Source organism: Streptomyces sp. NPDC006365 (genome assembly GCF_042870755.1).
Classification (GTDB): domain Bacteria; phylum Actinomycetota; class Actinomycetes; order Streptomycetales; family Streptomycetaceae; genus Streptomyces; species Streptomyces xiangluensis.
Window position 1 is genome coordinate 134,469 of record NZ_JBIAHS010000009.1, and the last position, 16,126, is coordinate 150,594.

The following is a 16,126-nucleotide window of genomic DNA, read 5'->3' on the forward strand; positions in this document are numbered from 1 at the left end:
TCCGCCACAAGTTCTTTGCATGCAGGCCGGTTCCTGACGCAGCGTCAGTTCAGTAATCTGACACTGCGTCAGTTATTGGCAGCCACACAGGAGCGGGCGGACCGATGCTTGGATCAACCCACGGCACCCTCACCACCGACTCCCGCCGGGCCCGGGTCATCGCCTGCGGTGAGCAACCGGCGCCTGCCGTGCACGGCAGGCCCGCCGACACCGACGACCTCGACGTCAGCGGCCGGCCGCTGTACGCCGGCGTACCCGACCTCGACCGCTTCTTCCGCCCCGAGTCCGTGGCCGTCGTCGGCGCCTCGGATGCCGAGGGGCGGCCGAACACCGGCATCACCAGGCAGTTGCTCTCCTGGGCCGAGCGTGTCGGTGCCCGGCTGCACCCGGTGCACCCCACCCGTCAGTCCGTCTTCGGCATATCCTGCGTCCCTTCTGTCACAGACCTGCCCGAACAGGTCGATCTGGCCGTGCTGTTGGTCTCCGACCCCCTCCCTGTGATCGAGGAACTCGGCGAGGCCAAGGTGAAGTTCGCGGTTGCCTTCGCCTCCGGGTTCGCCGAGACCGGAGCGGAGGGCGCCGCCGCGCAGGCCCGCCTCGCCGCCGCCGTGGAGCGCTCCGGGCTGCGGCTGCTCGGGCCGAACACCAATCTCAACGCCTTCGAGAAGTTCCGCGACGACCTGGACGGGCCGGCGATCGCGCTGATCACCCAGTCCGGGCACCAGGGGCGTCCCGTCTTCACGATGCAGGAACTGGGCGTACGGCTCTCACACTGGGCGCCCACCGGCAACGAGGCCGACCTGGAGACCGCCGACTTCATCTCCTACTTCGCCGAGCAGCCGGAGATCGGCGCCATCGCCTGCTACGTCGAGGGGTTGAAGGACGGCCGCGCCTTCATGCTCGCCGCCGACCGGGCCGCCCGGCGCGGTGTCCCCGTCGTCGCGGTCAAGGTCGGCCGCACCGAGACCGGGGCCCGCACGGCCGCCTCACACACCGGAAAGCTGACCGGCGCCGACGCGGTGGTGGACGCGGCGATGCGGCAGTACGGCGTGATCCGCGTCGACGGACTCGACGAACTCCAGGACACCGCGGCCCTGTTGGCCCGCGCCCGGCCCTTGAGTGCCGACGGCGTCGTCGTGTATTCGATCTCGGGCGGCACGGGCGCGCACTTCTCGGACCTGGCGACCGAGGCGGGGCTGCCTCTGCCCCGGCTGTCGGACGCCAAGCAGACCGAGCTGCACCAGTGGATACCGGAGTACCTCGACGTCGCCAATCCCGTCGACAACGGCGGCCACCCCGTGGGCGACTGGCGCGGCCGTAAAATCATCGACGCGATCCTCGACGACCCGGCGGTGGGCGTGCTCATCTGCCCGATCACCGGGCCCTTCCCGCCGATGAGCGACCAGCTGGCGCAGGACCTGGTGGAGGCGGCGGAGCAGACGGACAAGCTGGTGTGCGTGGTGTGGGGATCGCCGGTCGGCACCGAGTCCGCGTACCGCGACACCCTGTTGGGGTCCTCCCGCGTCGCCACCTTCCGCACCTTCGCCAACTGCATCACGGCTGTCCGCGCCCACCTCGACCACGCCCACTTCACCGCTTCGTACCGCTCCCCCTTCGACGAGGCGCCGCGCACGCCCTCGCCCTCCTTCCGCAAGGCCCAGGCGCTGATGCGGCCGGGACAGCAACTGAGCGAGCACGCGGCGAAGCAGCTTCTGCGGGCGTACGGAATCCGCGTACCGCGCGAGCAGTTGGTGACCAGCGCGGCGGCGGCCGTGCGGGCAGCCGGGCTCGTCGGCTACCCCGTCGTGATGAAGGCCTCCGGTGCGCAGCTCGCCCACAAGACCGAACTGGGTCTCGTGAAGATCGGGTTGACCTCCGCAAGTCAGGTCCGCGACACCTACCGGGAGCTGACCGACATCGCCCGCTACGAAGGTGTCCCGCTCGACGGTGTCCTGGTGTGCCAGATGGTCGATCCCGGAGTCGAGATGGTCGTGGGCGTCACGCAGGACGATCTCTTCGGCCCGACCGTGACGGTCGGGCTCGGCGGCGTACTCGTGGAAGTGCTGCGGGACACGGCCGTACGCGTGCCCCCGTTCGGCGAGGAGCAGGCGCGGGCCATGCTGGGCGAACTGCGTGGGCGGGCGCTGCTCGACGGGGTCCGCGGGCGTCCCTCGTCCGACCTCGACGCCCTGATCGAGGTCGTGTTCCGAGTGCAGCGCATGGCGCTCGAACTCGACGGCGAGCTGGCGGAGCTCGACATCAACCCGCTGATGGTGCTGCCCAGGGGGCAAGGGGCCGTCGCGCTGGACGCGATGGCGGTGTGCCGCTGAGGCAAGCGGCCCTCGCCACCGCCACGCCACCGCGCGAACGGCGCCGACCATCCCGCGAGCATGGCCCAAGACCCCGCGAACGGCGCCGACGATTTCGCGTACGGCTCCCTCCACGCCCCGTACGAAACGGAGTACCCGCATGTCTGACTCCCCCCGTGCTTACCGCGAATCCCCTGACTCGTCCCGCTCGTCCCGCTCATCCCGGAGCGCCGGTCCCGACCAGCGCTCCGGCCCCGAAATTTCCCTCGAGTCATTGGTACGGCACGCCACTGACAATCACGTCGCGTGGATCACCCTCAACCGGCCCGAGGCCATGAACGCCATCACCTCTGACCAGCGAGAACACCTGATCCAACTTTTTTCCGAAGCCTCCGCCGACCCGGACGTACGGGCCGTCGTACTCACCGCGACGGGCCGCGGTTTCTGTGCGGGCGCCGACCTGCGCGGCGGGCCGCTCGCCGCGGAACGGGTCGCCGGCGACGTTGCCCGAGTCATCCGTCTCGGCGCCCAGCGCCTCATCGCCGCGGTCCTCGACTGCGAGAAGCCGGTGATCGCCGCGGTGAACGGCACCGCGGCGGGAATCGGCGCGCACCTCGCGTTCGCCTGCGACCTGGTGATCGCCGCCGAGCAGGCCAGGTTCGTGGAGGTGTTCGTACGGCGCGGCCTGGTCCCCGACGGGGGTGGCGCGTATCTCCTTCCCCGGCTGATCGGACCGCAGCGGGCCAAGGAGCTGATGTTCTTCGGCGACGCGCTGAGTGCCGCGGACGCGGAACGCCTCGGGCTCGTCAATCGCGTCGTACCGGACGAGGAGTTGGAGAAGACGGCCCGTGAGTGGGCCGAGCGCCTTGCCGCCGGGCCGACCCGGGCCCTCGCTCTCACCAAGCAGCTCGTGAACGCCTCCCTGGACACCGACCGTGCCACCGCTTTCGCCGCCGAGGCCGCCGCGCAGGAGATCAATATGACGACGGCGGACGCGCAGGAAGGGGTGGCGGCGTTCGTGGAGCGGCGAGGGGCCGAGTTCAGCGGGCGTTGAGGGTTTGGAGGGCTCCCGGAGGGTTGGGAGGGTTCCTATCTGACGGTCCGTCAGGTTCAATGGAGGGCGTGATGGGACACGCAGGGATGGCCGCCGCTGCCGTCCGCTACCTCAGGTCGGCCGGGGTCTCCAACGTGGCAGGGCCCGTGGAGGCCTTGCCACGACCGGATCTGCGGGCTGTCGGAGACGACGAGCGGGCGCCGGTCGATCAGGGCGAATTCCGGCGCGTACTGGGGAACTTCGCGACCGGGGTGACCGTTGTCACCGCGCCCGCCGCCGACGGCGAGGACGGCCCCGCCGGCTTCGCCTGCCAGTCCTTCTCCTCCCTCTCCCTCGATCCGCCGCTGGTCGTGTTCATGGCCGGCCGTACGTCGACGACGTGGCCGCGGATCGCTCGCGCGGGTGTCTTCTGCGTGAACGTCCTGGGGGCACACCAGGGCGAGTTGTGCCGCGGGTTCGCGGTGAGCGGGGCGGACAAGTTCGCCGGGGTCGCCCATGACGCGGCACCGGTGTCCGGGTCGCCCCGACTGGAGGGGGCCCTCGCGTGGATCGACTGCACGATCCACGCCGTGCACACCGGCGGGGACCATCTGATCGTGGTGGGGCGGGTGCAGGCGCTGGGGGCGACCGGGGGCAATGACGCTCCGCTGCTGTTCCATCGGGGGAAGTTCGGGCAGTTCACGCTCTGACACCGAGCATCGTCCGCCACCCGATCGAGTGCACCTCTCGTGATCTTCGAGCACACAGGCCAGCTGTTCATAACGTCGCCCTACTGGCCGATCGCGGACCGCTGCTCGGCGAACCGTAGACGCGGCAGCTGGACGGCAAACTCCGGGAGCTACGTTTCCACTTGAACACGGACTCGGTCCGGATCACCTACTGGATCGCGTCAGGACGCCGGATCATCCTGCTGACCGTGTGCCGCAAGCAGCGAATGCGGGAGCTCGGCGAGGTCGATCGTGCTCGGCGGGCCCTCGCCCGGTGCGTCGACGAGCAGCACAGCACGGACGAGGAGTGAACCCATGCTCGAACGCCTCGCCATGGCGCTCGGCCTTCGCCTGCGCGTCGGTTTCGAGCCGCTCGACCGCGCGAGCTGAATCCTGTCCTCAGGCACCGCCCTCCCGGGCTCAGGCGAGAGCCACCTTGGCCTCCGGCCTCCTCCGAATCACCAACGCCATCAACGCCGCCGCCGCGCACAGCGCCCCCGAGGCGTACCAGACCACGTCGTACGAGCCGAAGGTGTCGCGGGCCGCGCCGCCGAGGAAGGCCACGAGGGCGGCGCCCACCTGGTGGGAGGCCAGGACCCAGCCGAAGACGATCGCGCTGTCGTCGCCGTACTGCTCGCGGCACAGGGCGAGGGTCGGCGGAACGGTGGCCACCCAGTCGAGGCCGTAGAAGACGATGAAGAAGAGCATCGGGAGCTGCACCGAGGGCGCCAGCAGCATCGGCAGGAACAAGAGCGATACGCCGCGCAGGGCGTAGTAGACGGCCAGCAGTCGCCGCGGCTCGAAGCGGTCCGTGAACCAGCCGGAGGCGATCGTGCCGACGACGTCGAAGACTCCGATGACCGCGAGCAGCGAAGCCGCAGCCGTGATCGGCATGCCATGGTCGTGGGCGGCGGGCACGAAGTGCGTCTGGATCAGGCCGTTCGTCGAGGCGCCGCAGATCGCGAACGTACCGGCCAGCAGCCAGAAGGGGCCGGTGCGGGCCGCCGAGAAGAGGACGTTCACCGTGCGGCGGGCGGCGCCGGGCACGGGAGGCGGCTTCTCCACGAACTTCCGTGATCCGTACGGCTTCAGGCCCACGTCCGCCGGATGGTCCCGCAGCAGCAGCCATACGAAGGGGACAACGGCGGCGGCCGCCACCGCCACCGTCACGGCCGCAGGGCGCCAGTTGTGCTCCGAGACGATCCAGGACAGCAGCGGCAGAAAGATCAACTGACCTGACGCCGAGGCCGCCGTGAGGATCCCCGTCACCAGTCCGCGCCGCTCGGTGAACCACCGGTTGGTGACCGTAGCCGCGAACGCCAGCGCCATCGAACCCGACCCCAGCCCGACCAGCAGTCCCCAGCACAGGATCAGCTGCCACGCCGCCGTCATCCACACGGTCGCGCCCGAGCCGATCGCGATCACGAGCAGCGCGAGCGCGACCACCCGGCGGATCCCGAAGCGGTCCATCAGCGCGGCGGCGAACGGCGCGGTGAGCCCGTACAGCGCGAGATTGACGGACACCGCAAGCCCGATCGTGCCGCGCGACCAGTGAAACTCCTGGTGCAGCGGATCGATGAGCAGGCCCGGCAGGGAACGGAAGGCCGCGGCGCCGAGGATCGTCACAAAGGTGACGGCGGCGACGAACCACGCACGGTGCAGGCGCGTGCGGCGCCGCCTTCTCTCGCTCTCGGGGACCTGGTCCTGGACTGCTGAAGCTTCGGGCGTCTGAGTCACGTCAAAGAGCTTCTGTGCTGCGACGACAACGATCGAGTGGCCCGAGGGACAGTGTTCGTTAGGATCGAGCCATGAGTGGTCATCGGGCTCGGCACCGCGTCGTCGTCCTCGCCCTGGACGGGCTCCTCCCCTTCGAACTGGGCATCCCGCAGCGGATCTTCGGCCGTGCCAGGACCGCCGAGGGGCGGCATTTGTACGAGGTGGTCACCTGCTCGATCCGGCCGCCCGGCCGGGTGGAGACGGACGCCGACTTCGCCGTGCTCGTCGAGAACGGTCCCGAGGCGCTGGCCACGGCCGACACAGTCGTGATCCCCGCCTCGTACGAGCTCGGCCCGGTCTTCGAGGAAGGCCGACTCACCGACGAACTGGCCGCCGCCCTCGGCCGCATCCGGCCCGGCTCCCGCCTCGTCTCCATCTGCACCGGGGGTTACGTCCTCGCCGCCGCCGGCTACCTCGACGGCCGCCCGGCGACCACGCACTGGTCCCACGCCGACCACTTCCAGCGGCTCTTCCCGAAGATCAAGGTCGACGCGGACGTGCTCTTCGTCGACGACGGGGACGTCCTCACCTCCGCGGGTGTCGCGTCCGGGATCGACCTGTGCATCCATCTCGTACGCCGCGATCACGGCACCGCCGTCGCCAACGACGTGGCCCGCCGCACCGTCGTCCCGCCCTTCCGTGACGGCGGGCAGGCACAGTACATCCAGCGGCCGGTGCCCGAGCCTCAGGTGGCGACCACGACCGCCGCCCGCGCCTGGGCGCTGGCCCGCCTCCACGAACAGATCCAGCTGCGCGACATGGCGGAGCAGGAGTCCATGTCCGTACGCACCTTCACGCGCCGTTTCCGCGAGGAGGCCGGCATCAGCCCCGGCCAGTGGCTCACCCAGCAGCGCGTCGAACGCGCCCGCCACCTCCTGGAGTCCACCGACCTCTCCATCGACCAGGTGGCCCGCGACGCCGGCTTCGGCACGGCCCAGTCGATGCGGCAGCACCTTCAGGCGGCACTAGGAGTCACTCCGACCGCGTATCGGCGGACGTTCCGCTCCTGGAGCGGCCACGGCCGGACCGTCGGCAGCGGGAACGACCCTGTCGGCAGCGGGAGTTGAGCGTGCGGGGGAGACCGACGCGAGTCTGCGCTCCCCCAGCGCGCAGCCACCCGGGCGCTCGCGGACCAGGAACGGAGTGAGAGGAGGCGCACAGGCGAAGTGCCTCCAGACCGCGCAGCTCCGGCCCTCAGAACGTCAGCACCCCCCGCGCAACCCGCCCCGCCTCCGCGTCCGCCTTCGCCTTCTCGAAGTCCTCGACCGGGTACGTCGCCGTCACCAGCTCGTCCAGCAGCAGGCGGCCTTCGCGGTACAGCTGGGCGTACAGGGCGATGTCCCGCTGCGGGCGTGAGGACCCGTAGCGGCAGCCCAGGATCGACTTGTCCAGGTACATCGAGGAGACGAGGAAGGACGCCTCCGCGGTGGCCGGTGGGACGCCCAGCAGGACGGCCTGGCCGTGGCGGTCGAGCAGGTCGATGGCCTGGCGGATGAGTTCGACTCGGCCCACGCACTCGAAGGCGTGGTCCGCGCCGGTCGGGAGGATGTCCCGCACACCCTCCGTCGACGTCAGGAAGTGCGTCGCGCCGAACTGCCTCGCCACCGCCTCCTTCGCCGGATTCGAGTCCACGGCGACGATCGCGGACGCGCCCGCGATACGGGCCCCCTGGATGACGTTCAGCCCGATCCCGCCCGTACCGATCACCACCACGCTGTCCCCGTGATCCACGCTCGCGCGGTTCAGCACCGCACCCACGCCCGTGAGCACCCCGCAGCCGATCAGTGCGGCGGAGGACAGCGGGATGTCGTCGGGGATGCGGACCGCCTGGACGGCCTTCACCAACGTGCGTTCCGCGAAGGCCGAGTTGGACGCGAACTGGTACACCGGCCGGCCGTCCCGCGAGAACGGCTGACCCGGCCGCCCGATCGCCTTGCGGCACATCGTCGGCCGCCCCCGGTCGCACTCCGCGCAGGCACCGCAGTTCGCGAGCGTGGAGAGCGACACATGGTTGCCGGGCCGAAGATGCGTGACGCCCGCGCCCACCGCCTCGACCACACCCGCGCCCTCATGCCCGAGCACCACGGGAACGGGAAACGGAATAGTCCCGTCCACCACCGAGAGGTCGCTGTGGCACAGCCCCGCCGCCGAGATCGCCACCAGCACCTCGCCCGGCCCCACGTCCCGTATCTCCAGGTCGTCCGCGACCTGGACCTGCTTCCCGTCGAAGATCACGCCCCGCATGTGGCCACCTCAGCCCTTCGGTTCCCTCGGCAGGCCGAGCACCCGCTCGGCGATGATGGTGCGCTGGATCTCGTCCGAGCCGCCGTAGATGGTGTCGGCCCGGCTGAACAGGAACAGGTTTTGCAGGGCGTCCAGTTCGTACGGTGCCGAAGGCGCCCAGTCCACCGGCCCGACCGTCGCCTGAGCGCCCCGTACCTGCGTCGCCAGCTCCCCGAGCCGCTGATGCCAGCGACCCCACAGCAGCTTGGCGACGCTGGGCGCCCCCGCCTCCCCGGCTGCCTCCGGCTCCGAACTGCTCCAACTGCCCAGTGTCCGCAGCGCGTTCCACCGCATCGTCCGCAGTTCGGCCCACTGCCGCACCAGACGATCGCGTACGACGGGATCGTCCGCCGCGCCCGTGGCGACGGCCGTCTCCAGAACCCGCCCCAGCTCCTGCGCGAAGCCCACCTGCTGGGCCAGCGTCGAGACCCCCCGCTCGAAGCCGAGCAGCCCCATCGCGACGCGCCAGCCCTGCCCCTCGCCCCCGACAACGTGCTCCACGCGCGCGTGCGCCCCGTCGAAGAAGACCTCGTTGAACTCACTGGTCCCCGTCATCTGCCGGATCGGCCGCACCTCGATCCGGCCCGGCTGATCCATCGGAACGAGCAGAAAGCTCAGCCCGTGGTGCCGCCGCGACCCCGGCTCGGTACGGGCCAGCACGAAGCACCAGTCCGCCTCATGGGCCAGGGAGGTCCAGATCTTCTGGCCGGTCACACGGTACGAAGTCCCGTCGCGTACGGCCGCGGTACGCACCCCGGCGAGATCGGACCCCGCCCCCGGCTCGCTGTACCCCTGGCACCACAGTTCCTCGCCACGGGCGATCGGCGGCAGGAAGCGGCTCTTCTGTTCCTCGGAACCATGCGCGAGGAGCGTCGGGGCCAGCAGGTTCTCACCGATGTGACCAGACCGGGCGGGGGCGCCGGAGCGGGCGTACTCCTCGGCCCAGACGACCTGTTGGACGAGACTCGCCGTGCGGTTGCCATAGCCGTCGGCACTCCATCCGAGCCCGATCCAGCCGGCCCGCCCGAGCTTCCGCTCCCACTCCCGTCGGGGCGGGCCGCCGTCAAGGTGCGTACGCAGCCAGGCTCGTACCTCACTCCGGAAGGCCTCGTCCTCAGCGCCGAACCCGAACTCCATGCTTCCCTCCCACCCCCGGGCCGTCTTACGCGTTTGGCCGTGTCTTCTCCGAAGCCGCCCGGGCCATCGCCTCCAACTGCTCCAGCATCGGCATCGGATCCACCCCCACCGTCCCCGGCAGGAAGTCCGCGATCCGCTCCGGAGTCCAGCCCGCGCCCTCCGCGTACGCCGCCCGTAGCTCCCTCGGCTGCGCCCACACCGCGATCTTGGGCCCGGCGATCGTGTAGACCTGCCCGGTGATTCCCTCGTCGCGGGCACGGGCCGACAACAGGTAGACGACCAGCGCGGCCACGTCCTCCGGTTCGCCGATCTCCTTCAGCTCCATGGGTACGTTCGCCGACATCCGCGTACGGGCGACGGGTGCCACCGCGTTGGCGGTCACCCCGTACTTGTGCAGGCCGAGCGCGGCGCTCCGTACCAGCGAGATGATCCCGCCCTTCGCGGCGCTGTAGTTGGCCTGGGACACGGACCCCTGGTGATTGCCGCTGGTGAAGCCGATCAGCGCGCCCGAGCCCTGTTTCCGCATCACCGCCGAGGCGGCCCGGAAGACCGTGAACGTGCCCTTCAGGTGGGTGGCGAGGACGGGGTCCCACTCCTCCTCGGACATGTTGAACAGCATGCGTTCGCGCAGGATCCCGGCCACGCACACGACTCCGTCGAGCCGCCCGTACGACGACAGCGCGGTGTCGACGACGCGCTGTCCACCCGCCATCGTCGAGATGTCGTCGGCGACGGCGACCGCTTCACCTCCGGCCGCCAGGATCTCCTTCACGACGGCGTCGGCGACGTCGCTCGTCGGTGAACCGCCGTCCACGGAGACTCCGTAGTCGTTGACCACGACCCGCGCTCCCTCGGCGGCTGCCGCGATCGCGACGGCGCGTCCGATGCCCCGCCCCGCTCCGGTCACGGCGACGACCTTGTCTGCCAAGAAGTTCCCCACACCGGCCCCTTCCCGTCCCGCAGTTTCTGACGGACCGTTAGATTCAGTGAGATTCTACGACCCGTCAGATACCTGGAGACAAGCCCCGGGGAGGCCCGATGTCACTGCCGGCCGAGTTCCATGAGATCGCCAAGCGCGTGAACAACTGGGGCCGTTGGGGCACCGACGACGAGATCGGCACGCTGAACCTGATCACCGACGAGGTCGTACGCGAGGCCGCCGCGACCGTCCGCACCGGCCGTCGTGTCCCGCTCGCGCTCCCGCTCCAGCAGGACGGCGTGCAGACGGGAATGATCCCGGGACGCGTCAATCCCCTGCACGCCATGGTGCAGATCAACCAGGAGATCTTCGGTCCCGGCACGGTCGCCTGCAGCGACGACGCCGTGACGATGGGGCTGCAGGCGGCGACCCACTGGGATGCGCTCACCCACGTCTCGCACTCGGGGATGATCTACAACGGCCGTCCGGCCGACACCGTCACAGCGCACGCCGGCGCGGAGTTCAGCGGCATCGACAAGCCCCGGCACATCGTCTCGCGGGGCGTCCTGCTGGACGTGGCTCGCGCGCGCGGGGCGGATCGCCTGGCAGGCGATCACGCGGTGACGCCGGAGGACCTGGAGGCGGCCGAGGAGTTCGCGGGCATCCGCGTGCGCTCCGGTGACATCGTTCTCGTACGCACCGGACAGATTCAGCTCTATCTGTCGGGCGACAAGCACGCGTACGCGTACCCCTCGCCCGGGCTCTCCGTCCGTACCCCGGAGTGGTTTCACTCGCGCGATGTCGCGGCGGTCGCCAACGACACCCTCACTTTTGAGATGTTTCCGCCGGAAATAGAGGGGTTATGGCTGCCCGTCCACGCCCTCGATCTCGTCGAGATGGGGATGCTCCAGGGCCAGAACTGGAATCTCGAAGAGTTGTCCACAGCCTGTGGACAAGAATCACGCCATACGTTCCTGCTGTCGGCGATGCCCGAACCGTTCGTCGGCGGCACGGGAACCCCCGTGGCGCCGGTCGCCATTCTCTGAGTTCGCACCGATCCGCTGTCGCACTGATCAGTTGGCGGCGCGCTCCGCTGCCCCGAGCACGGCACTGCGCGCCGCCATCCGGCTCCGGCGCACCCGCCCTGCCCCTTGGACGACCCCCGCTCGAGCGAGGAACACCCCGTGGCCCTGTAGGAGCCGACGCCGAATCGCGACCCGCACTCGTCGAGGGCTCCCCGTCACCGAAACCCTCGTCGTCCCCTCACGGCGAATCGCTGACCACAAGCGTGATCAAACGGACACGCCACGTCAACACCTGTTCGGGGATTCATCACTTATCACCGATTTGTGAGCGCACGTACGGAAGCATTGACCGGCGCACTCGGCTGGGCCGTTCCTCCGGATTCCGGATCGCGTGCCCTGCGTGCGCCGAGGCGCTGCGCTGTAGGGGCGTTTCGAAACCGCGGGTCCGTCGCGGCTTGTCGCGCCCCGCGCCAGAGCCGCATATGTCACAGCCCCGCGCCCCTCAGGTCCCGCGGCCCCTCTCGGGGCGCGGCGCTCAAACCGCCTCGTACGCCAAGTCCTCGTACGCCGTCGCGCCACCCCGGTACGCCACTGTGCCGCCCTCGTACGCCGCTGGAGTCGCGTCGGACGCCGCCGTGTTCGCGCCGCGGGCCGAACTGCGGTCCACCTCGCACCAGATGCGCTTGCCCGCACCCTCGGGGCTCCAGCCCCAGCGGTCGGCGAGGCCGTCGACGAGTGCCAGGCCGCGGCCGTTGGTCTCGTCGCCGTCCGCGCAACGGGGGCGTGGCGGGCGGGCGCTGGTGTCGGCCACCTCCAGGCGGACGGTGGCGGCTTCGGCGGCCTCCGCCGAAGTGCAGTCCCCGGCCTCCACGTCGGCAGCCGCACCCGGCAGGGACAGACGCAGTACGGCCGGACTACCGGTGTGCACCACGGCATTGGTGACCAGTTCGGAGACGAGCAGGATCAGCGTCTCGGCCAGCGGCTCATCGACTCCTATCGCCGACCCGGCGATCCGCGAACGGACCCATCTCCGGGCTCGCCCCACCTCTGCGGGGTCGGGCCGGATCTCCAGCTGCACTTGAAGCACCTGCACCGTTCACACCATCCGAACCGGCGGACACATCGCCTCGCGACCGAGGGCCACGATCATGGGCAAAACAGGGATCACGGACCGTGATTCCCTTGCGTGACAGCATGGTTGACGTACAGTCACCCCAACAAGCGCTTCGGGCATATTCCAGCGCGAAGGAGTATGCGTACGGCATACTGTGCGACGCTCGTCACGGGGAGTCGAACGGGCTGGACCGGGGCTTGATCCCGCCCTGCGAGGGCGGCGCATCGCCGGGTCCGGAGCCGCCTCAGGGGCAACACCGGGACGGCTCGGCCTCAGAACCACTCGCATCCCACACAAGGTACCGGAGCGCACCGCCGACTCCAGCCCGTGACGAGTCACACCTCGGACACAACCCCATATCGACGCACGGTAATCCTGGTATGCCACATTCCGCGGCAACAGTCCGTTTCGGGATGCCACGATCGGCGACAAAGGGTTCGTGCGGGGGCCGTTCAAGGGACTCGCCTACCGAGTCGGCGGGGACAGCAGTTCCTCCGCGAGTGCCTCCTCGGCATCCGCCGCGCTGCGGCCCCGACGAGCCCGCACCCAGGCCCGTTTCAGATGAAGGTGCACGTCGGACTCCCATGTGAAGCCCATGCCGCCGTGCACCTGAAGGCAGTCGCGGGCGCCCTGTTCGGCCGCCTCGTCGGCGAGCAGTCCGGCCGCCGCGACATCGAGTGGGTCGGCGGTGACGGCGGCCGCGTACACCGCGACGCGGGCCACCTCCACGCGTACCAGCATCTCCGCGCACAGGTGCTTGACCGCCTGGAAGGCCCCGATCGGCTGCCCGAACTGCTCACGCGTCCGGGCGTGTTGCACGGCCAGCTCACAGGTACGGGCTGCCGAGCCGAGCTGCTCGGCGGCGGTGAGCAGGGCGGCCACGGAGTCGGCGGGGGCGGCCCGCGGCACCCTGTGGAGGGGTGTCAGCGGGTCCGCCGAGCGCATCGCGACCGCTCCCGTCACGTCCCCGCGTACGACGTCGGCCTCGTCCAGCCACTCCACGAGGGCACCGTCCACGGCCGCGACGACACGCTCGCCGGTGGCTGCTCCGGGGACCTCGCCGGCCGCCAGGCACGTGGCCACCAGAGGGCCGGGCAGCAGGGCGCGGCCCGCCTCCTCGAAGGCCAGGGCCGCCTCCGGCAGCCCGAGTCCGACACCGCCGTCCGCTTCGGGGAGCCGCAGTGCGAAGAAGCCCGCCTCGCCCAGTTCGCGCCACAGTTCGCGGTCGAGTCCCGGAGTGTTCAGCGCGGACTGGAGCTGTTCGCGTCCGAAGCGGCGGGTGAGGAGTTCGCGTACGCCCGCTTGCAACGCCCGCTGGTCCTCCGTGAGCTGGAAGCGCATGTCGGGAGTTCACCGCCCCTTCGGAAGGCCCAGGATCCGCTCGGCCACGATGTTCCGCTGGATCTGTGAGGTGCCGGCCGCGATGGTGTACGAGAGGGACGACAGTCGGTCGAGGGTCCACTCGCCGGACAGGTCAAGGGACTCGGGGCCGAGGACGTCGGCGGCGGTGTCGTACAGCGCCTGCCGCGCATGCGAGTACCTCAGTTTGAAAACCGAGCCTCCGATGCCCGGGACGCCACCGGTCCTCCCCCAAGCTCTCGACTTCGCTCCACCAGGGGGGACCCCCATGGCCTCAGCGACGTTCCACTGCGTCAGCCGCCACAAGGCGCGGAACTCGGCGTTCAGCCCGCCCAGCCGGCGTCGCAGCACCGGGTCGTCCCAGCGGCCGTTCTTCCGCGCCTCGCGGGCCAGTTCGCCGAGTACGCGACGGCAGGCCACGACCTCGCCGACGAAGGCGGTGCCGCGTTCGAAGGAGAGGGTCACCATGGTCACGCGCCAGCCGTCGTTCTCGGGGCCGACCCGGTTGGCCACCGGCACCCGCACCTCGTCGAGGAAGACCTCCGCGAACTCGGTGGAGCCTGCGAGCGTACGCAAGGGGCGGACCGTGACCCCCGGGGCGTCCATCGGCATCGCGAGCCAGGAGATGCCGCGGTGTTTGGGCGCCTGGGGATCCGTACGCACCAACAGCTCGCACCAGTCGGCGACTTCCGCGTGGGAGGTCCAGATTTTGGACCCACTCACTACGTAGTCGTCGCCGTCCCGCCACGCGCGGGTGCGCAACGCCGCGAGGTCCGAGCCGGCGTCCGGCTCGCTGAACCCCTGGCACCACACCTCCTCGCCGCGCAGCACGGGCGGCAGCCAGCGCGCCCGCTGCTCCTCGGTGCCCTCGGCGGCGATCGTCGGCCCGGCGTGCAGCAGGCCGACGAAATTGGCCCCTACGTAGGGGGCGCCCGCCTTCTCCGTCTCCTCCAGGAAGATCAGATGCTGCGTGGGAGTCGCCCCGCGCCCGCCCGCGTCGACGGGCCAGTGCAGGCCCGCGTACCCGGCGTCGTAGAGCATGCGCTGCCAGCCGAGGTCGTACGCGCGCCGGGCCGGCCAGTCGTCGGGGGACGGCTTCGGGGACAGGGTGGGGAGCACCTTGCCCAGCCACTCACGCAGCCGCGCGCGGAACTCCTCCTCTTCGGGCGTGTACGCGAGGTCCATGACGCGTCCGCCCGTCTACTTGTCGAAGTCCAGGTCCAGCATGCGGATCGCGTTGCCGCGCATCAGCTTGTAGACCGTCTCGTCGTCGAGGCCCTTCACATGGTCGAGGGCGACCTCCTTGGTGTGCGGGAAGGTCGAGTCGACGTGCGGGTAGTCGGTCTCGAATGTCGCGTTGTCGCGGCCGACCACGTCCAGCGAGGCGACGCCGTGTTTGTCGCGGAAGAAGCAGCAGAAGATCTGCCGGTAGTAGTACGTCGACGGGGGTTCGGGGATCAGGTCCCGGACGCCGCCCCAGGCGCGGTGCTCTTCCCAGACGTCGTCGGCTCGCTCCAGGGCGTACGGAATCCAGCCCATCTGCCCTTCGGAGTAGGCGAGTTTGAGCTGCGGGAACTTCACCAGGACACCGCTGAACAGGAAGTCCATCATCGAAGCCATCGCGTTGTTGAAGCTGAGCGAGGCCTGGACGGCGGGGGGCGCGTCCGGGGAGGCGGCGGGCATCTGGGAGCTGGAGCCGATGTGCATGTTGACGACTGTTCCGGTCTCCTGGCAGATCGCGAAGAACGGGTCCCAGTAGCCGGAGTGGATGGACGGCAGCCCCAGGTAGGTGGGGATCTCGGAGAAGGTCACCGCCTTGACGCCGCGCGCCGCGTTCCGCTTGATCTCGGCGACGGCGAGGCCGATGTCCCACAGGGGGATGATGCACAGCGGGATGAGCCGGCCGCCGCTGTCGCCGCACCACTCCTCGACCATGAAGTCGTTGTACGCGCGCACGCAGGCCAGAGCCACTTCCTTGTCGTGCGCCTCGGCGAAGGTCTGCCCACAGAAGCGCGGGAAGGTGGGGAAGCACAGGCTGGCCTCGACGTGGTTGGCCTCCATGTCCTTGAGGCGCTCGACCGGGTCCCAGCAGCCCGGCCGCATCTCCGCGCGCGTGATGCCCTCCAGCGTCATCTCGTCGCGGTCGAAGCCGACGGCGGCGATATTGCGCTTGTACGGGAACTTGAGGTCCTCGTAGATCCACCAGTCGGTCGGCGGTCCGTCCGGGTCCATCGTGATCTGGTACTTGCCACCCACGTACGCGAGTTCCCCGATGCCCGCCGTCAGCGGCTTCGGCCCGCGGTCCTGGTACTTCTTCGGCAGCCAGGTCTCGAAGAGGTGCGCGGGCTCGATGACGTGGTCGTCGACGCTGATGATCCGAGGCAGTTCGGTCATGGGTTGAGTCCCCTCCGGCGGGCGGGTGCGAGGCCCGCATCTGATGGAC

General features: G+C 70.1%; 14 protein-coding genes. 6 read left to right on the top strand and 8 right to left on the bottom strand.

Going from position 1 to position 16,126, the window contains the following annotated elements:
• Positions 1-104 precede the first annotated feature (104 nt).
• The 4 genes from ACFYO0_RS24825 (at position 105) to ACFYO0_RS24840 (ending at position 4,381) form a co-directional block, all read left to right on the top strand.
• On the top strand, positions 105-2,330 hold the full coding sequence (locus tag ACFYO0_RS24825) for an acetate--CoA ligase family protein (protein WP_388679811.1): 2,226 nt from the start codon (positions 105-107) through the stop codon (positions 2,328-2,330).
• Between the two features lie 139 nt (positions 2,331-2,469).
• Positions 2,470-3,363, top strand: a complete 894-nt coding sequence (locus ACFYO0_RS24830; protein ID WP_388679814.1) for an enoyl-CoA hydratase/isomerase family protein — start codon at positions 2,470-2,472, stop codon at positions 3,361-3,363.
• Between the two features lie 71 nt (positions 3,364-3,434).
• A complete protein-coding gene (locus ACFYO0_RS24835) occupies positions 3,435-4,052 on the top strand; it encodes a flavin reductase family protein (RefSeq protein WP_388679817.1) in 618 nt (205 codons plus the stop codon).
• Positions 4,053-4,180: 128 nt separating this feature from the next.
• Entirely contained in the window at positions 4,181-4,381 is a 201-nt protein-coding gene (locus ACFYO0_RS24840) for a type II toxin-antitoxin system RelE/ParE family toxin (RefSeq protein ID WP_388680360.1), read from the top strand.
• A 109-nt stretch (positions 4,382-4,490) separates the two neighbouring features.
• Here the strand turns inward: ACFYO0_RS24840 and ACFYO0_RS24845 are convergent, their stop codons facing one another.
• Positions 4,491-5,807 carry an MFS transporter gene (locus ACFYO0_RS24845; protein WP_388679820.1) on the bottom strand — a complete coding sequence of 439 codons (1,317 nt, stop codon included), beginning with the start codon at positions 5,805-5,807 and terminating at the stop codon, positions 4,491-4,493.
• A 71-nt stretch (positions 5,808-5,878) separates the two neighbouring features.
• Between ACFYO0_RS24845 and ACFYO0_RS24850 the strand changes: the two genes are divergently transcribed.
• Positions 5,879-6,913, top strand: coding sequence for a GlxA family transcriptional regulator (locus ACFYO0_RS24850; protein WP_388679823.1), 1,035 nt, complete (start codon positions 5,879-5,881; stop codon positions 6,911-6,913).
• A gap of 127 nt (positions 6,914-7,040) precedes the next feature.
• Here ACFYO0_RS24850 and ACFYO0_RS24855 read toward each other — a convergent pair whose 3' ends face one another.
• Genes ACFYO0_RS24855 through ACFYO0_RS24865 form a run of 3 tightly spaced genes read right to left on the bottom strand, consistent with a single transcriptional unit; the run spans position 7,041 to position 10,206 of the window.
• Complete coding sequence (locus ACFYO0_RS24855; protein ID WP_388679826.1) at positions 7,041-8,090, bottom strand: Zn-dependent alcohol dehydrogenase; 1,050 nt, start codon at positions 8,088-8,090, stop codon at positions 7,041-7,043.
• A gap of 9 nt (positions 8,091-8,099) precedes the next feature.
• The gene (locus ACFYO0_RS24860; protein ID WP_388679829.1) at positions 8,100-9,266 is read right to left on the bottom strand and encodes an acyl-CoA dehydrogenase family protein; all 1,167 of its coding nucleotides are present in this window, start codon (positions 9,264-9,266) and stop codon (positions 8,100-8,102) included.
• 25 nt (positions 9,267-9,291) lie between these two features.
• On the bottom strand, positions 9,292-10,206 hold the full coding sequence (locus tag ACFYO0_RS24865; RefSeq protein ID WP_388679832.1) for an SDR family oxidoreductase: 915 nt from the start codon (positions 10,204-10,206) through the stop codon (positions 9,292-9,294).
• Positions 10,207-10,304: 98 nt separating this feature from the next.
• On the opposite strand from ACFYO0_RS24865, the gene ACFYO0_RS24870 reads away from it, so the two are divergent.
• Positions 10,305-11,231: a cyclase family protein gene (locus tag ACFYO0_RS24870; protein ID WP_388679835.1), complete on the top strand. Its 927-nt coding sequence runs from the start codon at positions 10,305-10,307 to the stop codon at positions 11,229-11,231.
• A 514-nt stretch (positions 11,232-11,745) separates the two neighbouring features.
• Here the strand turns inward: ACFYO0_RS24870 and ACFYO0_RS24875 are convergent.
• The 4 genes from ACFYO0_RS24875 to ACFYO0_RS24890 all read right to left on the bottom strand — a co-directional run bounded on the left by ACFYO0_RS24875 (position 11,746) and on the right by ACFYO0_RS24890 (position 16,077).
• Positions 11,746-12,303, bottom strand: a complete 558-nt coding sequence (locus tag ACFYO0_RS24875; RefSeq protein ID WP_388679837.1) for an ATP-binding protein — start codon at positions 12,301-12,303, stop codon at positions 11,746-11,748.
• A 486-nt stretch (positions 12,304-12,789) separates the two neighbouring features.
• Entirely contained in the window at positions 12,790-13,665 is an 876-nt protein-coding gene (locus ACFYO0_RS24880) for an acyl-CoA dehydrogenase family protein (RefSeq protein ID WP_388679840.1), read from the bottom strand.
• A gap of 9 nt (positions 13,666-13,674) precedes the next feature.
• Positions 13,675-14,868, bottom strand: a complete 1,194-nt coding sequence (locus ACFYO0_RS24885) for an acyl-CoA dehydrogenase (protein ID WP_388679842.1) — start codon at positions 14,866-14,868, stop codon at positions 13,675-13,677.
• A 15-nt stretch (positions 14,869-14,883) separates the two neighbouring features.
• The gene (locus ACFYO0_RS24890; RefSeq protein ID WP_388679844.1) at positions 14,884-16,077 is read right to left on the bottom strand and encodes an amidohydrolase family protein; all 1,194 of its coding nucleotides are present in this window, start codon (positions 16,075-16,077) and stop codon (positions 14,884-14,886) included.
• Between the last annotated feature and the right edge of the window lie 49 nt (positions 16,078-16,126).